Raw genomic sequence first — 17,485 nt, 5'->3', positions numbered from 1 at the left:
GGGGGCAGCCAGAACCGGGGCACGGTTAATCCGCTGATTCCAGTTTCCCTGTTGAAAATGCAAGAAACAAACCAAGGCTCCGAAAAGAAGCGGAATTGACCGATAAGCACCTGAAATTGTGCGGTTACGCACCAGAATGTGCGGGTTTAACGTTTCATGTGACCTTTTTTGGGCTGCATAGGAGGGCGCTCAACGGGTTAATGCACCAATATAGAGCATAGAGCGTTCAGGATTTATCGCACAGTTGCCCCGTGGCGCGAACCAGCGCCTGCGGCGCCTGCCTGCGGTCCAGTTCCTGGGCCAGCGCAGCGCTGCAGGCAGTGGCAGGCAGTCGGTCAAACGCTGCCAGTTGTTGGAGCAGCACAACCTGCAGCTCATCCAGTCGCGGGCGGATCTGGCCTTGCAGGTCACAGCGTTGGGTGTGCGGGGCGACGCCCTTGCGAGACCAGTCGGAAAGTAATGTGTACTGCACCAGCTTGTTCGCTTCAATCTGATCGGCGAAGAACGCTTCGGCGCGCTGGGGCGCCAGGCCGTGGCCAGGCGCAGCTGCACGTACATTCGCCAGCACTTGCTGCTCGCGCATGGTTGCTTGCACCGGCTGGCCGTTGTCCCATTTGTGCAGCGCCACGCCTTCGGCCAAGGCGAGGCGACGTTCGATGCTGTCGAGCAGAGCGGTGAGGGCGGTATCGGGCGTTGGGTTTGCGGTGCAACCGGCGAGCGCCAGTACGACCAAGGCGGCCAAAGGGAATGTACGCATGACAGACCTCCATAAAGTGAAGGCTCGAGTTTGGCGGTAGCTAAGGATGATTGGGGTAGGACGCTTCCGAAAGTGCGGCGACAGAAACGAAAACGGCCTCCCGAGGGAGGCCGTTTGATCATGTCACCGGCGCAGGGCGCCGATCAGATCAGCAGCTGTAGTACAGCTCGTATTCCAGCGGGTGCACGAAGGTGCGCACCTTGATTTCTTCTTCGCTCTTCAGCTCGATGAAGGCGTCGATGAAGTCGTCGGAGAACACGCCGCCCTTGGTCAGGAACGCACGGCCTTTATCCAGTTCTTCCAGCGCTTCTTTCAGGCTGCCGCACACTTGCGGGATGTTCTTGGCTTCTTCTGGCGGCAGATCGTACAGGTTCTTGTCGGCCGCGTCGCCTGGGTGGATCTTGTTCTGGATACCGTCCAGGCCAGCCATCAGCAGGGCCGCGAAGGCCAGGTACGGGTTGGCCGATGGGTCCGGGAAGCGCGCTTCGATACGGCGGGCTTTCGGGCTGCCGACGTAAGGGATACGGATCGAGGCGGAACGGTTGCGCGCCGAGTAGGCCAGCATTACCGGGGCTTCAAAGCCTGGAACCAGACGCTTGTACGAGTTGGTCGACGGGTTGGTGAAGCCGTTCAGGGCCTTACCGTGCTTGATGATACCGCCGATGAAGTACAGAGCAGTGTCGGACAGGCCGGCATAGCCTTCGCCGGAGAAGGTGTTCTTGCCTTCTTTCCAGATCGACATGTGTACGTGCATGCCCGAGCCGTTGTCGCCGTACAGTGGCTTCGGCATGAAGGTAGCGGTACGGCCGTAGGCATCGGCAACGTTGTGCACGACGTATTTCAGCGCCTGTACTTCGTCAGCCTTCTTCACCAGGGTGTTGAACTTGACGCCGATTTCGTTCTGGCCGGCAGTCGCCACTTCGTGGTGGTGAACTTCAACGGTCTGGCCCATTTCTTCCAGAGCGTTGCACATGGCAGTACGGATTTCGTGGTCGTGGTCGAACGGCGGAACCGGGAAGTAGCCGCCTTTCACGCCTGGACGGTGGCCTTTGTTGCCGCCTTCCACGTCAGCGCCGGTCATCCACGAGCCTTGCTCGGAGAAGATCTTGAACATTGAACCGGAGATATCGGAGTGGAACTTCACTTCGTCGAAGATGAAGAACTCTGGCTCTGGGCCAGCGAATACGGTGTCACCAATGCCGGTGCTCTTCAGGTACTCTTCGGCGCGCTTGGCGATGGCGCGTGGGTCGCGATCGTAGCCCTGCATGCTCGACGGGTCGACGATGTCGCAGGTGATGATCAGGGTTGGTTCTTCGGTGAACGGGTCCAGGACGGCCGTGTCGTCGACCGGCATCAGGATCATGTCGGAAGCTTCGATGCCTTTCCAGCCAGCGATGGAGGAACCGTCGAACATCTTGCCGACTTCGAAGAAGTCTTCGTCCAGCGCATCACGCGACGGCATGGTCACGTGGTGCTGAATGCCTTTGGTGTCCGTGAAACGCAGATCAATCCACTTGACGTCATGATCTTTGATGAGTTGAACCGACTTCGACATGTTGTCCTCCGGATGGTCTAGAGCGCGGTGGGCCGCTGCCCTGGAAAAAGGGTGTTGCCGGGCGCGGATAGTCGGCCAAGCTTACCTGCCTCACAAGGGAGCAAATTGCATGCCAGTGCCCGAAAATGGCGAGCGCGGGATAAAAGGGGGCGTTTGCGGGCATTTGACGGTGGGTTGGGCAGGAAAAGTGCACTCTTAAGATGCGGATTCTGATGGCTGCGCACCAATGTGGTGCATGCCTTGGTTTCTGTAGTGCCTGTGAGATCGAGCGCCGCCCGCGCGGCGCTTCGCGGGGCAAGCCCGCTCCCACATTTGTTTCGGGCCAATTATTCCTGTTTCCATTAGCGCGCGGCCCCTTGGTGTTCGACGCGATATCGAATGGGGCAAACAAGGATACGCGCGCCAATGGTGGCAGGAGAGACTGGCCCGAAACAAATGTGGGAGCGGGCTTGCCCCGCGAAGCGCCGCGCGGGCGGCGCTCGGTCTCCCAGGCGCCACAAAACCCGCCTCGTACATTTATCTGAAAGCTTCTGATCAAAAGTTGGTCAAATCCTGAGCAATTTCCGCTATAATTCGCGCCCCTCATTTTCGGCAGGCCCTGCGCGCGCTGTTAACCAATGAAACTTATCGTCAAAGTCTTCCCAGAAATCACCATCAAGAGCCGGCCGGTGCGCAAGCGCTTCATCCGCCAGCTCGGCAAGAACATCCGCAACGTGCTCAAGGACCTTGATCCCGAGCTCGCGGTCGACGGTGTCTGGGACAATCTCGAAGTGGTTACCCGCGTCGAAGACGAGAAAGTCCAGCGCGAGATGATCGAGCGCCTCACCTGCACCCCGGGTATCACCCATTTCCTGCAGGTTGACGAATACCCGCTGGGTGACTTCGACGACATCGTTGCCAAGTGCAAGCACCACTTCGGCCACCTGCTTGCCGGCAAGCGCTTCTCGGTACGCTGCAAGCGCGGCGGCCACCACGACTTCACCTCGATGGACGTCGACCGCTACGTCGGCAGCCAGCTGCGCCAGCAGTGCGGCGCCGCCGGCATCGACCTGAAGACGCCTGAAGTGGTGGTGCGCATGGAAATCCGCAACCAGCGCCTGTACGTGATCCACAACCAGCACAACGGCATCGGCGGCTACCCGCTGGGTGCCCTGGAGCAAACCCTGGTGCTGATGTCCGGTGGCTTCGACTCCACTGTGGCGGCCTACCAGATGATGCGCCGCGGCCTGATGACCCACTTCTGCTTCTTCAACCTCGGCGGCCGTGCCCACGAGCTGGGCGTGATGGAAGTGGCCCACTACCTGTGGAAAAAGTACGGCAGCAGCCAGCGCGTACTGTTCATCAGCGTGCCGTTCGAAGAAGTGGTTGGCGAGATCCTCAACAAGGTCGACAACAGCTACATGGGCGTGACCCTCAAGCGCATGATGCTGCGCGGCGCCGCCCATATGGCCGACCGCCTGCAGATCGAGGCGCTGGTGACCGGCGAGGCGATTTCCCAGGTGTCCAGCCAGACTTTGCCGAACCTGTCGATCATCGACTCGGCCACCGACAAGCTGGTACTGCGCCCGCTGCTGGCCAGCCACAAGCAGGACATCATCGACCAGGCTACCGAAATCGGCACCGCCGACTTCGCCAAGCACATGCCCGAATACTGCGGCGTGATTTCGGTGAACCCGACCACCCATGCCAAGCGTCACCGCATGGAGCACGAAGAAAAGCAGTTCGACATGGCCGTGCTGGAGCGCGCCCTGGAGCGCGCCAAGTTCATTTCCATCGACCATGTGATCGATGAGCTGGGCAAGGACATCGAAATCGAAGAGGTGGCCGAGGCGTTGCCCGGCCAGATCGTCATCGACATCCGTCACCCCGATGTCCAGGAAGACGAACCTCTGGCACTGGACGGTATCGAAGTCCAGGCCATGCCGTTCTACGCCATCAACAGCAAGTTCAAGCACCTGGACCCTACGCGCCAGTACTTGCTGTATTGCGACAAGGGTGTGATGAGCCGTTTGCACGCACACCACCTGCTCAGTGAGGGACATGCCAATGTGCGTGTTTATCGTCCGACATAAGACGCCGGGGCTGTATGGCGGCAGTATCCGCCATCGCCCTCCCGACCGCCGGGCCCGCTGAGCCTTAAACAGTACATATTCGCCGCCTACACTGGGCGGCAACCGAATCCTCTGATCGAGATACACTTGTGATCGAAAATCTGCGTAACATCGCCATCATCGCCCACGTTGACCATGGTAAAACCACCCTGGTCGACAAACTCCTGCGTCAGTCCGGCACCCTGGAGCGTAACGAGCTCAACGACGAGCGCGTCATGGACTCCAACGACCAGGAAAAAGAGCGCGGTATTACCATTCTGGCGAAAAACACCGCCATCAACTGGAACGGCTACCACATCAACATCGTCGACACCCCCGGCCACGCCGACTTCGGTGGCGAGGTTGAGCGTGTAATGTCGATGGTTGACTCGGTGCTGCTGCTGGTCGACGCCCAGGACGGCCCTATGCCGCAAACCCGCTTCGTGACCAAGAAGGCCTTCGAAGCCGGCCTGAAGCCAATCGTCGTGATCAACAAGGTTGACCGCCCGGGTGCGCGTCCTGACTGGGTTCTGGACCAGATCTTCGACCTGTTCGACAACCTCGGTGCCACCGACGAACAGCTGGACTTCAAAGTCGTCTACGCCTCGGCCCTGAACGGCATTGCCGGTCTGGACCACACCGAAATGGGCGAAGACATGACTGCCCTGTACCAGGCTGTCATCGACCACGTTCCAGCGCCAGCTGTTGACCGTGACGGCCCGTTCCAGATGCAGATCTCGGCACTGGACTACAACAGCTTCCTGGGTGTGATCGGCGTTGGCCGTATTGCCCGTGGCCGCATCAAGCCGAACACCCCGGTTGTTGCCATCGACGCCGACGGCAAGAAGCGTAACGGCCGTATCCTGAAGCTGATGGGTCACCACGGCCTGCACCGCGTTGACGTCGAAGAAGCCCAGGCTGGCGACATCGTCTGCATCAGCGGTTTCGACGAGCTGTTCATCTCCGACACCCTGTGCGACCCGACTGCCGTTGAGGCAATGAAGCCGCTGACCGTTGACGAGCCGACCGTTTCGATGACCTTCCAGGTCAACGACTCGCCGTTCTGCGGCAAGGAAGGCAAGTTCGTCACCAGCCGTAACATCAAGGACCGTCTGGACAAAGAACTGCTGTACAACGTTGCCCTGCGCGTTGAAGAAACCGACTCCCCAGACAAGTTCAAGGTCTCGGGCCGTGGCGAGCTGCACCTGTCGGTACTGATCGAAACCATGCGTCGCGAAGGCTTCGAGCTGGCCCTGGGCCGCCCGGAAGTGATCATTCGTGAAGTCGACGGCGTCAAGCAAGAGCCGTTCGAAAACGTCACCATCGACATCCCTGAAGAATCCCAGGGCAAGGTCATGGAAGAGATGGGTCTGCGTAAAGGCGACCTGACCAACATGGTTCCGGATGGCAAGGGCCGTGTACGCCTGGAATACAACATCCCGGCGCGTGGTCTGATCGGTTTCCGTAACCAGTTCCTGACCCTGACCAACGGTGCAGGCATCCTGACCTCGATCTTCGATCGCTACGACACCGTGAAGTCCGGCCACATGTCCGGCCGTCAGAACGGCGTACTGGTTTCGGTCGAAACCGGCAAGGCGCTGACCTACTCGCTGGAAACCCTGCAGGCGCGTGGCAAGCTGTTCGTTGAACACGGCCAGGAGATCTACAACGGTCAGATCATCGGCCAGAACAGCCGCGACAACGACCTGGGCGTCAACCCTACCAAGGGCAAGAAGCTCGACAACATGCGTGCTTCGGGTAAAGACGAAGTCATCGCCCTGGTTCCACCTGTTCGCTTCACCCTGGAACAGGCTCTGGAATACATCCAGGAAGACGAGCTGTGCGAAGTAACGCCGAAGTCCATCCGTCTTCGCAAGAAGATCCTGGACGAAAGCGAGCGTACCCGCGCTGCCAAGAAAGCCAAGAACAGCTAAGTTAGCGTTGGCTGAATGAAAACGCCCCCGGTCGAAAGGCCGGGGGCGTTTTTTTTGCTTTGAGATTCTGGGGGCTGCTTTGCAGCCCATCGCGACACAAGGCCGCTCCTACAAGAGACGGCGATCCCCTGTAGGAGTGGCCTTGTGTCGCGATGGGCCGCAAAGCGGCCCCAAAATCTCAAACATAAACATGATCAGCGCCCAACCACCTTGGGCTTGTAAGCACAATACCCCGGCCGCGGCCCGACCTTGGGGTGGTTGCGGCAGGTGTCCGGGCGCTTGTCATAAATGGTGCACAGCCGGCTTTTACGATCCAGGTACATGCAGTCATCGTTGCTCATCCGGGTCAGGGTGAAAATCCCCGACTTCTGGTTGAAGCGCTCGATGATGCCTTCTTTCTGCAGGCGCTTGGCCACATTCTTCGGCGGTTCGTCTTTTTCGAACTCGTCGACCACGCCGATACGGATCAGATCCTTGATCTTCACCTCCACCGGCAGGGTGCAGCAGGTCGAATGGCAGCCGTGGCACATGTTGCTGGTGTAGCGCTGCCAGGTCTCCAGGCGGTCGACTTCGGCCGCGGCAATCAGGGTCGTTTTCATCTTTATAGGGGGGTGAATCACGGTCTTGGGGCGCGCGATCATACCGGAATTGCTCAATTAATGAACAACCTTTTGACCGAATGCGCAAACGATCATGAAAACCACGAACCCAGGCTTTCGCTCCCGGTCGAAGCGTCTAGGCTGAACAGTCTCCCTCCGCTTTCGTCAACTTGCCCGAGGATGCCGCATGTCCCAGGAACCTAAAGCTCGTGACGCCGAAGTCGCGGATTTTCGCGCTGCTGTACTGAACAAGCTGACCTACGCGGTCGGCAAGGACCCGGAGCACGCTTTCGACCACGACTGGTTCGAAGCCATTGCCCTGGCTGCACGCGATCACATGGTCGACCACTGGATGGACCACACCCGCCAGGCCTATCGACGCAGCCAGAAGCGGGTGTATTACCTTTCACTGGAATTTCTTATCGGCCGCCTGCTCTACGACAGCCTGAGCAACCTGGGCCTGCTGGACATCGCCCGCGATGCGCTGGAAGGCCTGGACGTCGACCTGGAGCGCATCCGCCTGCTGGAGCCGGATGCCGCCCTGGGCAACGGCGGCCTGGGCCGCCTGGCCGCGTGCTTCATGGAGAGCATGTCGACCTTGGGCATTGCCGCCCACGGTTACGGTATTCGCTATGAGCACGGTTTGTTCCGCCAGGCGGTGGTCGATGGCTGGCAGCAGGAGCAGACCGAGAACTGGCTGGACTTCGGCAACCCCTGGGAGTTCGAGCGCGCCGAGGTGATCTACCCGATCAGCTTTGGCGGCAGTGTCGAAACGCTCAGCGACAACCACGGGCAACAACGCCAGGTATGGACGCCTGGCGAGACGGTACGCGCGGTTGCCTATGACACCCCGGTTGTTGGCTGGCGAGGCTCCAGCGTGAATACCTTGCGCCTGTGGCGCGCCCGCGCCCTTGAAGAGCTGCACCTGGAGCGCTTCAATGCCGGCGACCACCTGGGGGCAGTCGCCGAAGTGGCACGGGCCGAGAGCATCTCGCGGGTGTTGTACCCCGCTGACAGCACCGAGGCCGGCCAGGAATTGCGCCTGCGCCAGGAGTACTTCTTCGTTTCGGCATCGCTGCAAGACCTGCTGCGTCGCCATTTGAACATGCATGACAACCTGCTCAACCTGCCAGACGCGGCGGCCATCCAGCTCAATGACACCCACCCGTCGATCGCCGTGGCCGAGTTGATGCGGCTGCTGGTCGACCAGCATGAAATACCTTGGGACACGGCCTGGGAGCTGACCGTCGGCACCCTGGCCTACACCAACCACACGCTGCTGCCCGAGGCCCTGGAAACCTGGCCGGTGGCACTGATGGAGCGCATGTTGCCGCGGCACATGCAGATCATCTACCTGATCAACGCCTATCACATCGACAGCCTGCGGGCCAAAGGCCTGCACGACTTCGACGTATTGCGGGCAGTGTCGCTGATCGAGGAGGACAACGGCCGCCGGGTGCGCATGGGTAACCTGGCGTTTCTCGGTTCGCACAGCGTCAACGGCGTCTCGGCGCTGCACAGCCAACTGATGAAAAGCACGGTGTTTGCCGAGCTGCACAAGCTGTACCCGCAGCGTATCAACAACAAGACCAACGGCATCACCTTCCGCCGTTGGCTGTACCAGGCCAACCCGCAGTTGACCGACATGCTCGTCGAAGCGCTGGGGCCAGAGCTGAAGGACGACCCCGAAGGCCGTTTGGCCGGCCTGGTGCCGTTCGCCGACAAGGCCGGTTTCCGCAAGCAATTCGCCGCCCAGCGCCTGCACAGCAAGCGTGCCCTGGCCAGCATCATCCAGGACCGCATTGGCGTCACGGTCAACCCTGAAGCGCTGTTCGATGTGCAGGTCAAGCGTATCCACGAGTACAAACGCCAGCTACTCAACCTGTTGCACACCGTGGCGCTGTACCAGGCCATGCGCAACGACCCGAGCACCCACTGGGTGCCACGGGTGAAGATTTTCGCCGGCAAGGCTGCGGCCAGTTACCACCAGGCCAAGCTGATCATCAAACTGGCCAACGACATCGCCCGGGTGGTGAACAACGACCCGACCGTGCGTGGCCTGCTCAAGGTGGTGTTCCTGCCGAACTACAACGTCAGCCTGGCCGAGAGCATCATCCCGGCGGCCGACCTGTCCGAGCAGATTTCCACCGCCGGCTATGAAGCTTCGGGTACCAGCAACATGAAGTTCGGCCTTAACGGCGCGCTGACCATCGGCACCCTGGATGGCGCCAACGTGGAGATGTGCGAGCAGGTGGGGGCCGACAACATGTTCATCTTTGGCCTCACGGCGCAGCAGGTAGAGGCACGGCGCAAGGCCGGGGACTTCGGTGCCAATGCGGCCATTGCGGCCTCCAGCCGCCTGGGTGACGTGCTGCAGGCGATTCGCAGCGGCGTGTTCTCGCCGGACGACCCGTCGCGCTACACCGGCCTGATCGACGGGCTGGTGGCGTATGACCGCTTCCTGGTGTGCGCCGACTTCGATGCCTACTGGGATGCTCAGCGTCGGGTCGAGGAACTGTGGCATACGCCGCAGGAGTGGTGGCGCATGGCGGTGCTGAATACGGCGCGGATGGGCTGGTTCTCGTCGGACCGGACCATTCGCGAGTATGCGACCGAGATCTGGAAGGCGCTGGATTGAAGCTGCAGGTGGCGTGGTCTTTGTAGGAGCGGCCTTGTGTCGCGATAGGGCCGCGCAGCGGCCCCGACAATTTTCGCGGCAAAGCTGAAATCCCGGGGCCGCTTTGCGGCCCTTTCGCGACACAAGGCCGCTCCTACACGGATTGCGCAGGCGGGTAGCAATCAGACCACCGGCCTGGCGCGCGCTGAACTACCGACCTATTGTGCCGTCTGAGAGCCGTGGCGAGTCTCATCACTCGCTAGCCTGCAACTCTCCCTGTAAACTGCGGGGGTTTTTTATCTCCCCCCATCCATTCGGAGCCATACATGTCCCGCGTTACCCTGAGTCGCTATCTGATTGAGCAGACCCGCAGCAACAATACCCCTGCCGATCTGCGCTTCCTGATCGAAGTGGTGGCGCGTGCGTGCAAGGAAATCAGCCATCACGTGTCCAAAGGCGCCCTCGGTGGTGTACTGGGCAGCATGGGCACTGAAAACGTGCAGGGCGAAGTCCAGAAGAAGCTGGACGTGATTTCCAACGACATCCTGCTGGAAGCCAACGAGTGGGGCGGCCACCTGGCCGGCATGGCGTCCGAAGAAATGGACAATGCCTACCAGATCCCGGGCAAGTACCCGAAAGGCGCCTACCTGCTGGTCTTCGACCCACTGGACGGTTCGTCCAACATCGACGTCAACGTGTCGGTCGGCACCATCTTCTCGGTCCTGCGCTGCCCTAACGAGTACCTGAGCCAGAACGAAACCCTGAACGAAAACGCCTTCCTGCAGCCAGGCACCCAGCAGGTCGCCGCCGGTTACGCCATCTACGGCCCGCAGACCATGCTGATCCTGACCCTGGGCAATGGCGTCAAGGGCTTCACCCTGGACCGCGAACTGGGTAGCTTCGTGCTGACCCACGAAAACATCCGCGTGCCGGAAACCACCGCCGAGTTCGCCATCAACATGTCCAACCAGCGCCACTGGGAAGCCCCGGTACAGCGCTACGTGGGCGAACTGCTGGCTGGCGAGACCGGTCCGCTGAAGAAGAACTACAACATGCGCTGGATCGCCTCGATGGTGGCCGACGTGCATCGCATCCTGACCCGTGGCGGCCTGTTCATGTACCCACGTGACGCCCGCGAACCTAGCAAGCCGGGCAAGCTGCGCCTGATGTACGAAGCCAACCCGATGTCGTTCATCATCGAACAGGCCGGTGGCGCTTCTACCGACGGTTACAATCGCATCCTCGACATCAAGCCAGAAGGCCTGCACCAGCGCGTGGCGGTCTTCCTCGGTTCGAAGGAAGAGGTAGAGCGCGCAACCGCGTACCACAAGGAGTAAGTCATGCTCGCACCTTGGCAGCCGTTGCTGGAATGGTGGTTCGGTTGGGGCACCAGTGCCCAGGCCGTGGCTGACGAGAAGAGCACGCTGTGGTTCGGCAAGCATCACGATGCTGAAGCCCAGGCGCTGTTCGGCGACCTGATGGAGCACGCCCTGGCGGGTGGGCTCGAGGATTGGCAGCAAAGCCCGCAGGGCTGGCTTGGTTTGCTGATCCTGCTGGACCAGTTGCCGCGCATGATCCACCGCGATACGCCGCGCGCCTTCGAGGGCGACCGGCGTGCCCAGGTAGTGGCCATGCAGGGCCTGCAAAAGGGCTGGGACTACCAGCTGCTGCCGATCCAGCGGGTGTTCGTGCTGCTGGTGCTGGAGCATGCCGAGGTGCTGGACTGGCAGAACCTGTGCGTCGAGCGCTACCAGACCTTGCTGGAGGAACAGCCTGAGGCCAACCGCCGGCTGTTCGAAGGCTTCCTCGACTATGCCGAGCAGCACCAGCGGGTGATTGCCCGGTTCGGGCGCTTCCCGCACCGCAACCTGGTGCTGGAGCGGCCGAGTACCAGTGATGAGATGGACTTTTTGCTGGAGCCTGGGTCGAGGTTCTGACTGCCAAAGGGCCTGCTTTGCAGGCCACCGCGACGGTACGGCGCCCCGGCAAGGCCGCTCCTATAGGGGGCGGCTTTTTTTTGGGTGGGTGATTAATGCTTTGTGATTAATCGCACAGTAGTGGCCATCCGACCAACGGTGTAGCGGCAAACGGGGGAGGGCAGGGAACCCGGGAGGGATTTTCGCGTCGAAGGTCACTGCAGGCCACTCGCCTGTTTTCACCTCTCCAGGAGTGTCCTTCATGTCGTTGCGTTCCCTCGCCCTGTTGTCGCTGTGCGTCGTCCTGACTGCCTGCAGCAAGATCAACCAGGAAAACTATTCCAAGATCAAGGCCGGTATGAACAAGGCCGAGGTCGAGCAGCTGCTCGGTACGCCGACCGAGTGCTCTGGCGCGCTGGGCATGAGCAGCTGCACCTGGGGGGACGAGAAAAGCTTCATCAGCGTGCAGTACGCAGCTGACAAGGTGCTGATGTATTCAGGGCAGGGCCTCAAATGAGGCGTGCATTCCTGCTGATGGGGGTATGCCTGGCATTGCTGCTGGGCGGTTGTGCAGGCTCCGTGCACGACCCACTGGCGCCGAAAACCGCCGGTAATGTCGACCTCAAGCGCTACCAGGGCAAATGGTACGAGCTGGCGCGCCTGCCGATGCGCTTCCAGGAGGGCTGCGAACAGTCCGAAGCCCATTACAACCTCAAGCCTGATGGCAGCTATGGTGTGCTCAACCGCTGCCGCACCATGGGTGACGAATGGCTGCGCGCAGAAGGGCATGCAAACATCCAGGAGCCTGGGCACACCGACAAGCTGTGGGTCGAGTTCGATAACTGGTTCACCAAGCTGGTGCCGGGCGTGGCACGGGGTGAGTACTGGATTTTGTATGTGGATGATCGCTACCGCACGGCCATCGTCGGTAGCCCGGACCGCAAGTATCTGTGGATTCTGTCGCGTACGCCGACGCTGCCGGCGTGGGAGCGCGAGAACCTGCTGTCCAGGGCGCGGCAGCAGGGCTATGACACCAGTCGCTTGATCTGGCGGGCTTCGGACCAGCAGATTGTCAAGATGCACTAGTCCTGGGGCCTGCTGCGCAGGCCATCGCGACACAAGGCCGCTCCTACAGGCGATCGCGGTCCCCTGTAGGAGCGGCCTTGTGTCGCGAAAGGGCTGCAAAGCAGCCCCAATACACCTACCCCAACAGCTGGCGCAACACCTCGGCAAACGCCCGCCCGCTCTGCTCTTCCTGCGCATGCCGCCCCTGGCGCACCACCCACTGCCCGTTCACCATCACATCGCGCACCTGGCGATCACCCCCGGCAAACAGCCAGCGGTTGAGAATGGCATCGCCATCCGCCATGGCGATATAAGGATCTTGCCCATCAAGCACCAGCCAGTCGGCGCGTTTGCCCACGGCCAGCTGCCCGACCGCCTGCCCCAGCGCCTGCGCACCTCCCGCCAGCGCGGCGTCATAGAGTGTACGCCCGACCATCGGCTGGTCGCCGCGATACAGGCGGTTGCGCCGCTGGTCACGCAGGCGCTGGCCATATTCCAGCCAGCGCAGCTCCTCCACCACGCTCAGCGATACATGGCTGTCCGAGCCAATGCCCATGCGCCCACCCTGCGCGAGAAAGTCCACCGCCGGGAAAATCCCGTCGCCCAGGTTGGCTTCAGTGGTCAGGCATAGCCCGGCCACCGCACCGCTGCGGGCCATGGCCGTCACTTCATCCGCCTCGGCATGGGTGGCGTGTACCAGGCACCAGCGCCGGTCCACGTCCACGTGCTCATATAGCCACTGCAGCGGGCGCAGGCCGCTCCAGGCCAGGCAGTCGTCGACTTCCTTCTGCTGTTCGGCAATGTGGATATGCACCGGGCACTGTTTGTCGCTGGCGGCTAGCACTTCGGCGATTTGCCCGGGCGTCACCGCCCGCAGCGAGTGGAAGCACAAGCCCAACTGCTGGGCCGGTTGCGCGGCCAGCAGCGGGGCGAGTTGCGCTTGCAACTGCAGGTACTGTTCGGTGGCGTTGATGAAGCGCCGCTGCCCATCATTCGGCGCCTGGCCGCCGAAGCCGGCATGGCTGTACAGCACCGGCAGCAAGGTCAGGCCAATGCCGCTGTCGACCGCCGCCGCACTGATGCGGCGCGACAGCTCGGCCGGGTCGGCGTAGCGCTGGCCGGCCTGGTCGTGGTGCACGTAATGGAATTCGGCGACCGAGGTGTAGCCGGCCTTGAGCATTTCGATGTAAAGCTGGCGGGCGATGACCTGTAGCTGGTCCGGGCTGATCTGCCCGACCAGGCGGTACATCAGGTCGCGCCAGGTCCAGAAACTGTCGTTGGGGTTGCCGGCAACTTCCGCCAGGCCCGCCATCGCGCGCTGGAAGGCATGAGAGTGCAGGTTGGGCATGCCGGGCAGCAGCGGGCCGGCCAAGCGCTCGGCACCTTCAGCCGAGGCGCCTGGCTCGATACTGGCCACATGGCCATCGCCGGCGACCTGGATGCGTACATGGCTGGCCCAGCCCGTGGGTAGCAGGGCGCGTTCGGCGAAATAGGCGGACATCGGTGCAAATCCTGTTATTGTTAACTTGTATATACATATACAGCCGTTTGCCTGCCGGGTAAACTGCGGCAAGCTACCGCTCATTCCATTTGCACAAGGATTCACCGCCGTGCCGACACCTCCTGTCTCCGCGCTGGTTGCCCAGATGGGCGAGGGCCCGGCGCCGCTCTATGCCCGGGTCAAACAGATGATCATCCATCAGATCGACAACGGCAGCTGGCCACCGCATCACCGGGTACCTTCGGAGAGCGAGCTGGTCAACGAGCTGGGCTTCAGCCGCATGACCATCAACCGCGCCCTGCGTGAACTCACCGCCGAAGGCCTGCTGGTGCGCATGCAAGGTGTGGGTACCTTCGTCGCCGAGCCCAAGGGCCGTTCGGCGTTGTTCGAAGTCAACAACATTGCCGACGAAATTGCCGCGCGCGGCCACCAGCATAGCTGCCAGGTGATCACCCTTACCGAGGAAGCGGCCGGCTCCGAACGCGCCCTGGCCTTGGACATGCGCGAAGGCCAGCGGGTGTTCCATTCGCTGATCGTGCATTTCGAGAACGGCGTGCCGGTGCAGATCGAGGACCGCTACGTCAATGCGGCGATTGCCCCCGACTACCTCAAGCAGGACTTTACCCGGCAGACGCCCTACGCCTACCTGTCGCAGGTGGCACCGTTGACCGAAGGCGAGCACGTGGTCGAAGCGATCCTGGCCGAGCCGGATGAATGCAGCCTGCTGCAGATCGAGCGGGGCGAACCATGCCTGTTGATCCGCCGTCGTACCTGGTCCGGCCGCCAGCCGGTGACCGCTGCGCGGTTGATTCACCCCGGTTCCCGTCATCGCCTGGAAGGACGTTTCAGTAAATGAGCCAGTTGCAGTTGTTGCGTGCGCAGGGCTACCCGCGCATGCCGTGGAAGAACGGTGGCGGTTTCACCGAAGAAATTACCCGCGACAATGGCGAGGGCCTGGACGGCTTTGGCTGGCGTCTGTCGATTGCCGATATCGAGGAGTCGGGCGGCTTTTCCACCTTTGCCGGCTACCAGCGGATCATCACCGTGCTGCAGGGCGACGGCATGCGCCTGCTGGTCGACGGCCAGGCCAGCCGGCCGTTGCTGCCGTTCGATGCCTTTGCCTTCAGTGGCGAAAGCCAGGTCAGTTGCAAGCTGCTGGGCGGGGCGATTCGCGATTTCAATCTGATCTATGCGCCGCAACGCTATCGGGCGCGGTTGCAATGGCTGGATGGTACCAGCCGGGTGTACAGCTCGGCTTCGACGGTGCTGCTGTTTGCTGCCAGCAATCAGGTCGAGGTGGCCTTGGCTGGGCGTGAGACGCAGCGGCTGGGGGGGTATGACTGCCTGCGGCTGGAGGGCGACGGTGAGTTGCTGGGGCTGGATGTGCAGGGGCGGTGTTGCCTGATTGAATTGACGCCGCGCTGACACCCGTTTAGCCAGTAGAGGGGCTGCTGTGCAGCCCAATCGCCGGCAAGCCAGCTCCCACAGGTACTCCGCTGCTCTCAAGGCTTGTGGTGTACCTGTGGGAGCTGGCTTGCCGGCGATTGGGTCGCACAGCGGCCCCTTTGTTTTCCGATCCATTCAACGGGTTAGTCCAAATATTTTGGTTGTCCATGCTTGTACATACAAGTAAAGGTGTGTTTGTATATTGACCACGACATACCCCGCCCGCGGACGACCGCAGAGGACCTTTCCCGTGACCGACAACAACAAATACCGTGACGTTGAAATCCGTGCCCCACGTGGCAACAAGCTGACCGCCAAAAGCTGGCTGACCGAAGCGCCACTGCGCATGCTGATGAACAACCTCGATCCACAGGTCGCGGAAAACCCGAAAGAACTGGTGGTCTACGGCGGTATCGGCCGCGCTGCACGCAACTGGGCCTGCTACGACAAGATCGTCGAAACCCTGACCCGCCTGGAAGACGACGAAACCCTGCTGGTGCAGTCGGGCAAGCCGGTTGGCGTGTTCAAGACCCACAGCAACGCCCCGCGCGTACTGATCGCCAACTCCAACCTGGTGCCACACTGGGCCAACTGGGAACATTTCAACGAACTGGACGCCAAGGGCCTGGCCATGTACGGCCAGATGACCGCCGGCAGCTGGATCTACATCGGCAGCCAAGGCATCGTCCAGGGCACCTACGAAACCTTCGTCGAAGCCGGTCGCCAGCACTACGGCGGCAGCCTGAAAGGCAAGTGGGTACTCACCGCTGGCCTGGGCGGCATGGGCGGCGCCCAGCCACTGGCCGCGACCCTGGCCGGCGCCTGCTCGCTGAACATCGAATGCCAGCAGAGCCGTATCGACTTCCGCCTGGAAACCCGCTACGTCGACGAACAGGCCACTGACCTGGACGACGCCCTGGCGCGCATCGCCAAGTACACCGCCGAAGGCAAGGCCATCTCCATCGCCCTGCACGGGAACGCCGCCGAAATCCTGCCAGAACTGGTCAAGCGTGGCGTGCGCCCGGACATGGTCACCGACCAGACCAGCGCCCATGACCCCCTGAACGGCTACCTGCCCGCCGGCTGGACCTGGGAACAGTACCGCGACCGCGCCCAGACCGAGCCGGCTGCCGTGGTCAAGGCCGCCAAGCAGTCGATGGCCGTACACGTGCAGGCCATGCTCGACTTCCAGAAGCAGGGCATCCCGACCTTCGACTACGGCAACAACATCCGCCAGATGGCCAAGGAAGAGGGCGTGGCCAACGCCTTCGACTTCCCAGGCTTCGTTCCGGCCTACATTCGCCCGCTGTTCTGCCGCGGCATCGGCCCGTTCCGCTGGGCGGCGCTGTCCGGTGATGCAGAAGACATCTACAAGACCGACGCCAAGGTCAAGGAACTGATCCCGGACGACGCCCACCTGCACCGCTGGCTGGACATGGCCCGCGAGCGCATCAGCTTCCAAGGCCTGCCAGCCCGTATCTGCTGGGTTGGCCTGGGCCTGCGCGCCAAGCTCGGCCTGGCCTTCAACGAAATGGTCCGCAGTGGCGAGCTGTCGGCGCCGGTCGTTATCGGCCGTGACCACCTGGACTCCGGTTCGGTCTCCAGCCCCAACCGCGAAACCGAAGCCATGCGTGATGGTTCCGATGCCGTCTCCGACTGGCCGCTGCTCAACGCCCTGCTGAACACCGCAGGCGGCGCCACTTGGGTGTCGCTGCACCATGGTGGTGGTGTAGGCATGGGCTTCTCCCAGCACTCGGGCATGGTCATCGTCTGCGACGGTACCGATGAAGCCGCCGAGCGTATCGCCCGCGTGCTGACCAACGACCCAGGGACTGGCGTAATGCGCCACGCCGATGCCGGTTACGACATTGCCATCGACTGCGCCAAGGAGCAGGGCCTGGACCTGCCAATGATCACTGGCTGATCGCCACGCTTTGGCTCGCACCCCGCAAGGGGTGATACTGAACAACAAGAAAGAGCGCGCAGGCACCTCACAACGGGCCTG

The 17,485-nt window shown here is 61.8% G+C and carries 14 protein-coding genes; 10 read left to right on the top strand and 4 right to left on the bottom strand.

Going from position 1 to position 17,485, the window contains the following annotated elements; all coding sequences use genetic code 11:
- Positions 1 to 226: 226 nt before the first annotated feature.
- Complete coding sequence (locus ACI2KG_RS13000) at positions 227 to 757, bottom strand: chorismate mutase (protein WP_404662169.1); 531 nt, start codon at positions 755 to 757, stop codon at positions 227 to 229.
- A 148-nt stretch (positions 758 to 905) separates the two neighbouring features.
- Positions 906 to 2,312: a type I glutamate--ammonia ligase gene (glnA, locus tag ACI2KG_RS12995; protein ID WP_404662168.1), complete on the bottom strand. Its 1,407-nt coding sequence runs from the start codon at positions 2,310 to 2,312 to the stop codon at positions 906 to 908.
- Between the two features lie 617 nt (positions 2,313 to 2,929).
- On the opposite strand from glnA, the gene thiI reads away from it, so the two are divergent.
- Positions 2,930 to 4,384 carry a tRNA uracil 4-sulfurtransferase ThiI gene (gene thiI, locus ACI2KG_RS12990; protein ID WP_404662167.1) on the top strand — a complete coding sequence of 485 codons (1,455 nt, stop codon included), beginning with the start codon at positions 2,930 to 2,932 and terminating at the stop codon, positions 4,382 to 4,384.
- Between the two features lie 128 nt (positions 4,385 to 4,512).
- Positions 4,513 to 6,336, top strand: coding sequence for a translational GTPase TypA (gene typA / locus ACI2KG_RS12985; protein ID WP_086978644.1), 1,824 nt, complete (start codon positions 4,513 to 4,515; stop codon positions 6,334 to 6,336).
- Positions 6,337 to 6,530: 194 nt separating this feature from the next.
- On the opposite strand, the gene ACI2KG_RS12980 is transcribed toward typA, so the two are convergent.
- Positions 6,531 to 6,935, bottom strand: coding sequence for a YkgJ family cysteine cluster protein (locus ACI2KG_RS12980; protein ID WP_003249225.1), 405 nt, complete (start codon positions 6,933 to 6,935; stop codon positions 6,531 to 6,533).
- Between the two features lie 187 nt (positions 6,936 to 7,122).
- On the opposite strand from ACI2KG_RS12980, the gene ACI2KG_RS12975 reads away from it, so the two are divergent.
- From ACI2KG_RS12975 to ACI2KG_RS12955, 5 genes are all read left to right on the top strand, one after another.
- Positions 7,123 to 9,573: a glycogen/starch/alpha-glucan phosphorylase gene (locus tag ACI2KG_RS12975; protein WP_404662166.1), complete on the top strand. Its 2,451-nt coding sequence runs from the start codon at positions 7,123 to 7,125 to the stop codon at positions 9,571 to 9,573.
- A gap of 305 nt (positions 9,574 to 9,878) precedes the next feature.
- Positions 9,879 to 10,889, top strand: coding sequence for a class 1 fructose-bisphosphatase (locus tag ACI2KG_RS12970; protein WP_110745120.1), 1,011 nt, complete (start codon positions 9,879 to 9,881; stop codon positions 10,887 to 10,889).
- A gap of 3 nt (positions 10,890 to 10,892) precedes the next feature.
- The gene (locus ACI2KG_RS12965) at positions 10,893 to 11,489 is read left to right on the top strand and encodes a DUF924 family protein (RefSeq protein WP_404662165.1); all 597 of its coding nucleotides are present in this window, start codon (positions 10,893 to 10,895) and stop codon (positions 11,487 to 11,489) included.
- 241 nt (positions 11,490 to 11,730) lie between these two features.
- On the top strand, positions 11,731 to 11,985 hold the full coding sequence (bamE, locus tag ACI2KG_RS12960) for an outer membrane protein assembly factor BamE (protein WP_003249234.1): 255 nt from the start codon (positions 11,731 to 11,733) through the stop codon (positions 11,983 to 11,985).
- Complete coding sequence (locus tag ACI2KG_RS12955) at positions 11,982 to 12,554, top strand: lipocalin family protein (protein ID WP_404662164.1); 573 nt, start codon at positions 11,982 to 11,984, stop codon at positions 12,552 to 12,554. Before bamE ends, ACI2KG_RS12955 begins: the two co-directional genes overlap by 4 nt.
- A gap of 115 nt (positions 12,555 to 12,669) precedes the next feature.
- On the opposite strand, the gene ACI2KG_RS12950 is transcribed toward ACI2KG_RS12955, so the two are convergent.
- A complete protein-coding gene (locus ACI2KG_RS12950; protein ID WP_404662163.1) occupies positions 12,670 to 14,034 on the bottom strand; it encodes a formimidoylglutamate deiminase in 1,365 nt (454 codons plus the stop codon).
- Between the two features lie 145 nt (positions 14,035 to 14,179).
- On the opposite strand from ACI2KG_RS12950, the gene hutC reads away from it, so the two are divergent.
- The 3 genes from hutC (at position 14,180) to hutU (ending at position 17,404) form a co-directional block, all read left to right on the top strand.
- Positions 14,180 to 14,890, top strand: a complete 711-nt coding sequence (gene hutC, locus ACI2KG_RS12945) for a histidine utilization repressor (protein ID WP_404662231.1) — start codon at positions 14,180 to 14,182, stop codon at positions 14,888 to 14,890.
- Complete coding sequence (locus tag ACI2KG_RS12940) at positions 14,887 to 15,459, top strand: HutD family protein (protein WP_404662162.1); 573 nt, start codon at positions 14,887 to 14,889, stop codon at positions 15,457 to 15,459. Before hutC ends, ACI2KG_RS12940 begins: the two co-directional genes overlap by 4 nt.
- 271 nt (positions 15,460 to 15,730) lie before the next feature.
- Complete coding sequence (gene hutU, locus ACI2KG_RS12935; protein ID WP_051099534.1) at positions 15,731 to 17,404, top strand: urocanate hydratase; 1,674 nt, start codon at positions 15,731 to 15,733, stop codon at positions 17,402 to 17,404.
- Positions 17,405 to 17,485: the final 81 nt, after the last annotated feature.

It is taken from the genome of Pseudomonas sp. NPDC089407, assembly GCF_044900445.1.
In the GTDB taxonomy this organism is placed as follows: Bacteria; Pseudomonadota; Gammaproteobacteria; order Pseudomonadales; family Pseudomonadaceae; genus Aquipseudomonas.
Note: the sequence above shows the minus strand (reverse complement) of the source record. Positions and strands in the feature narration are given on the sequence as shown.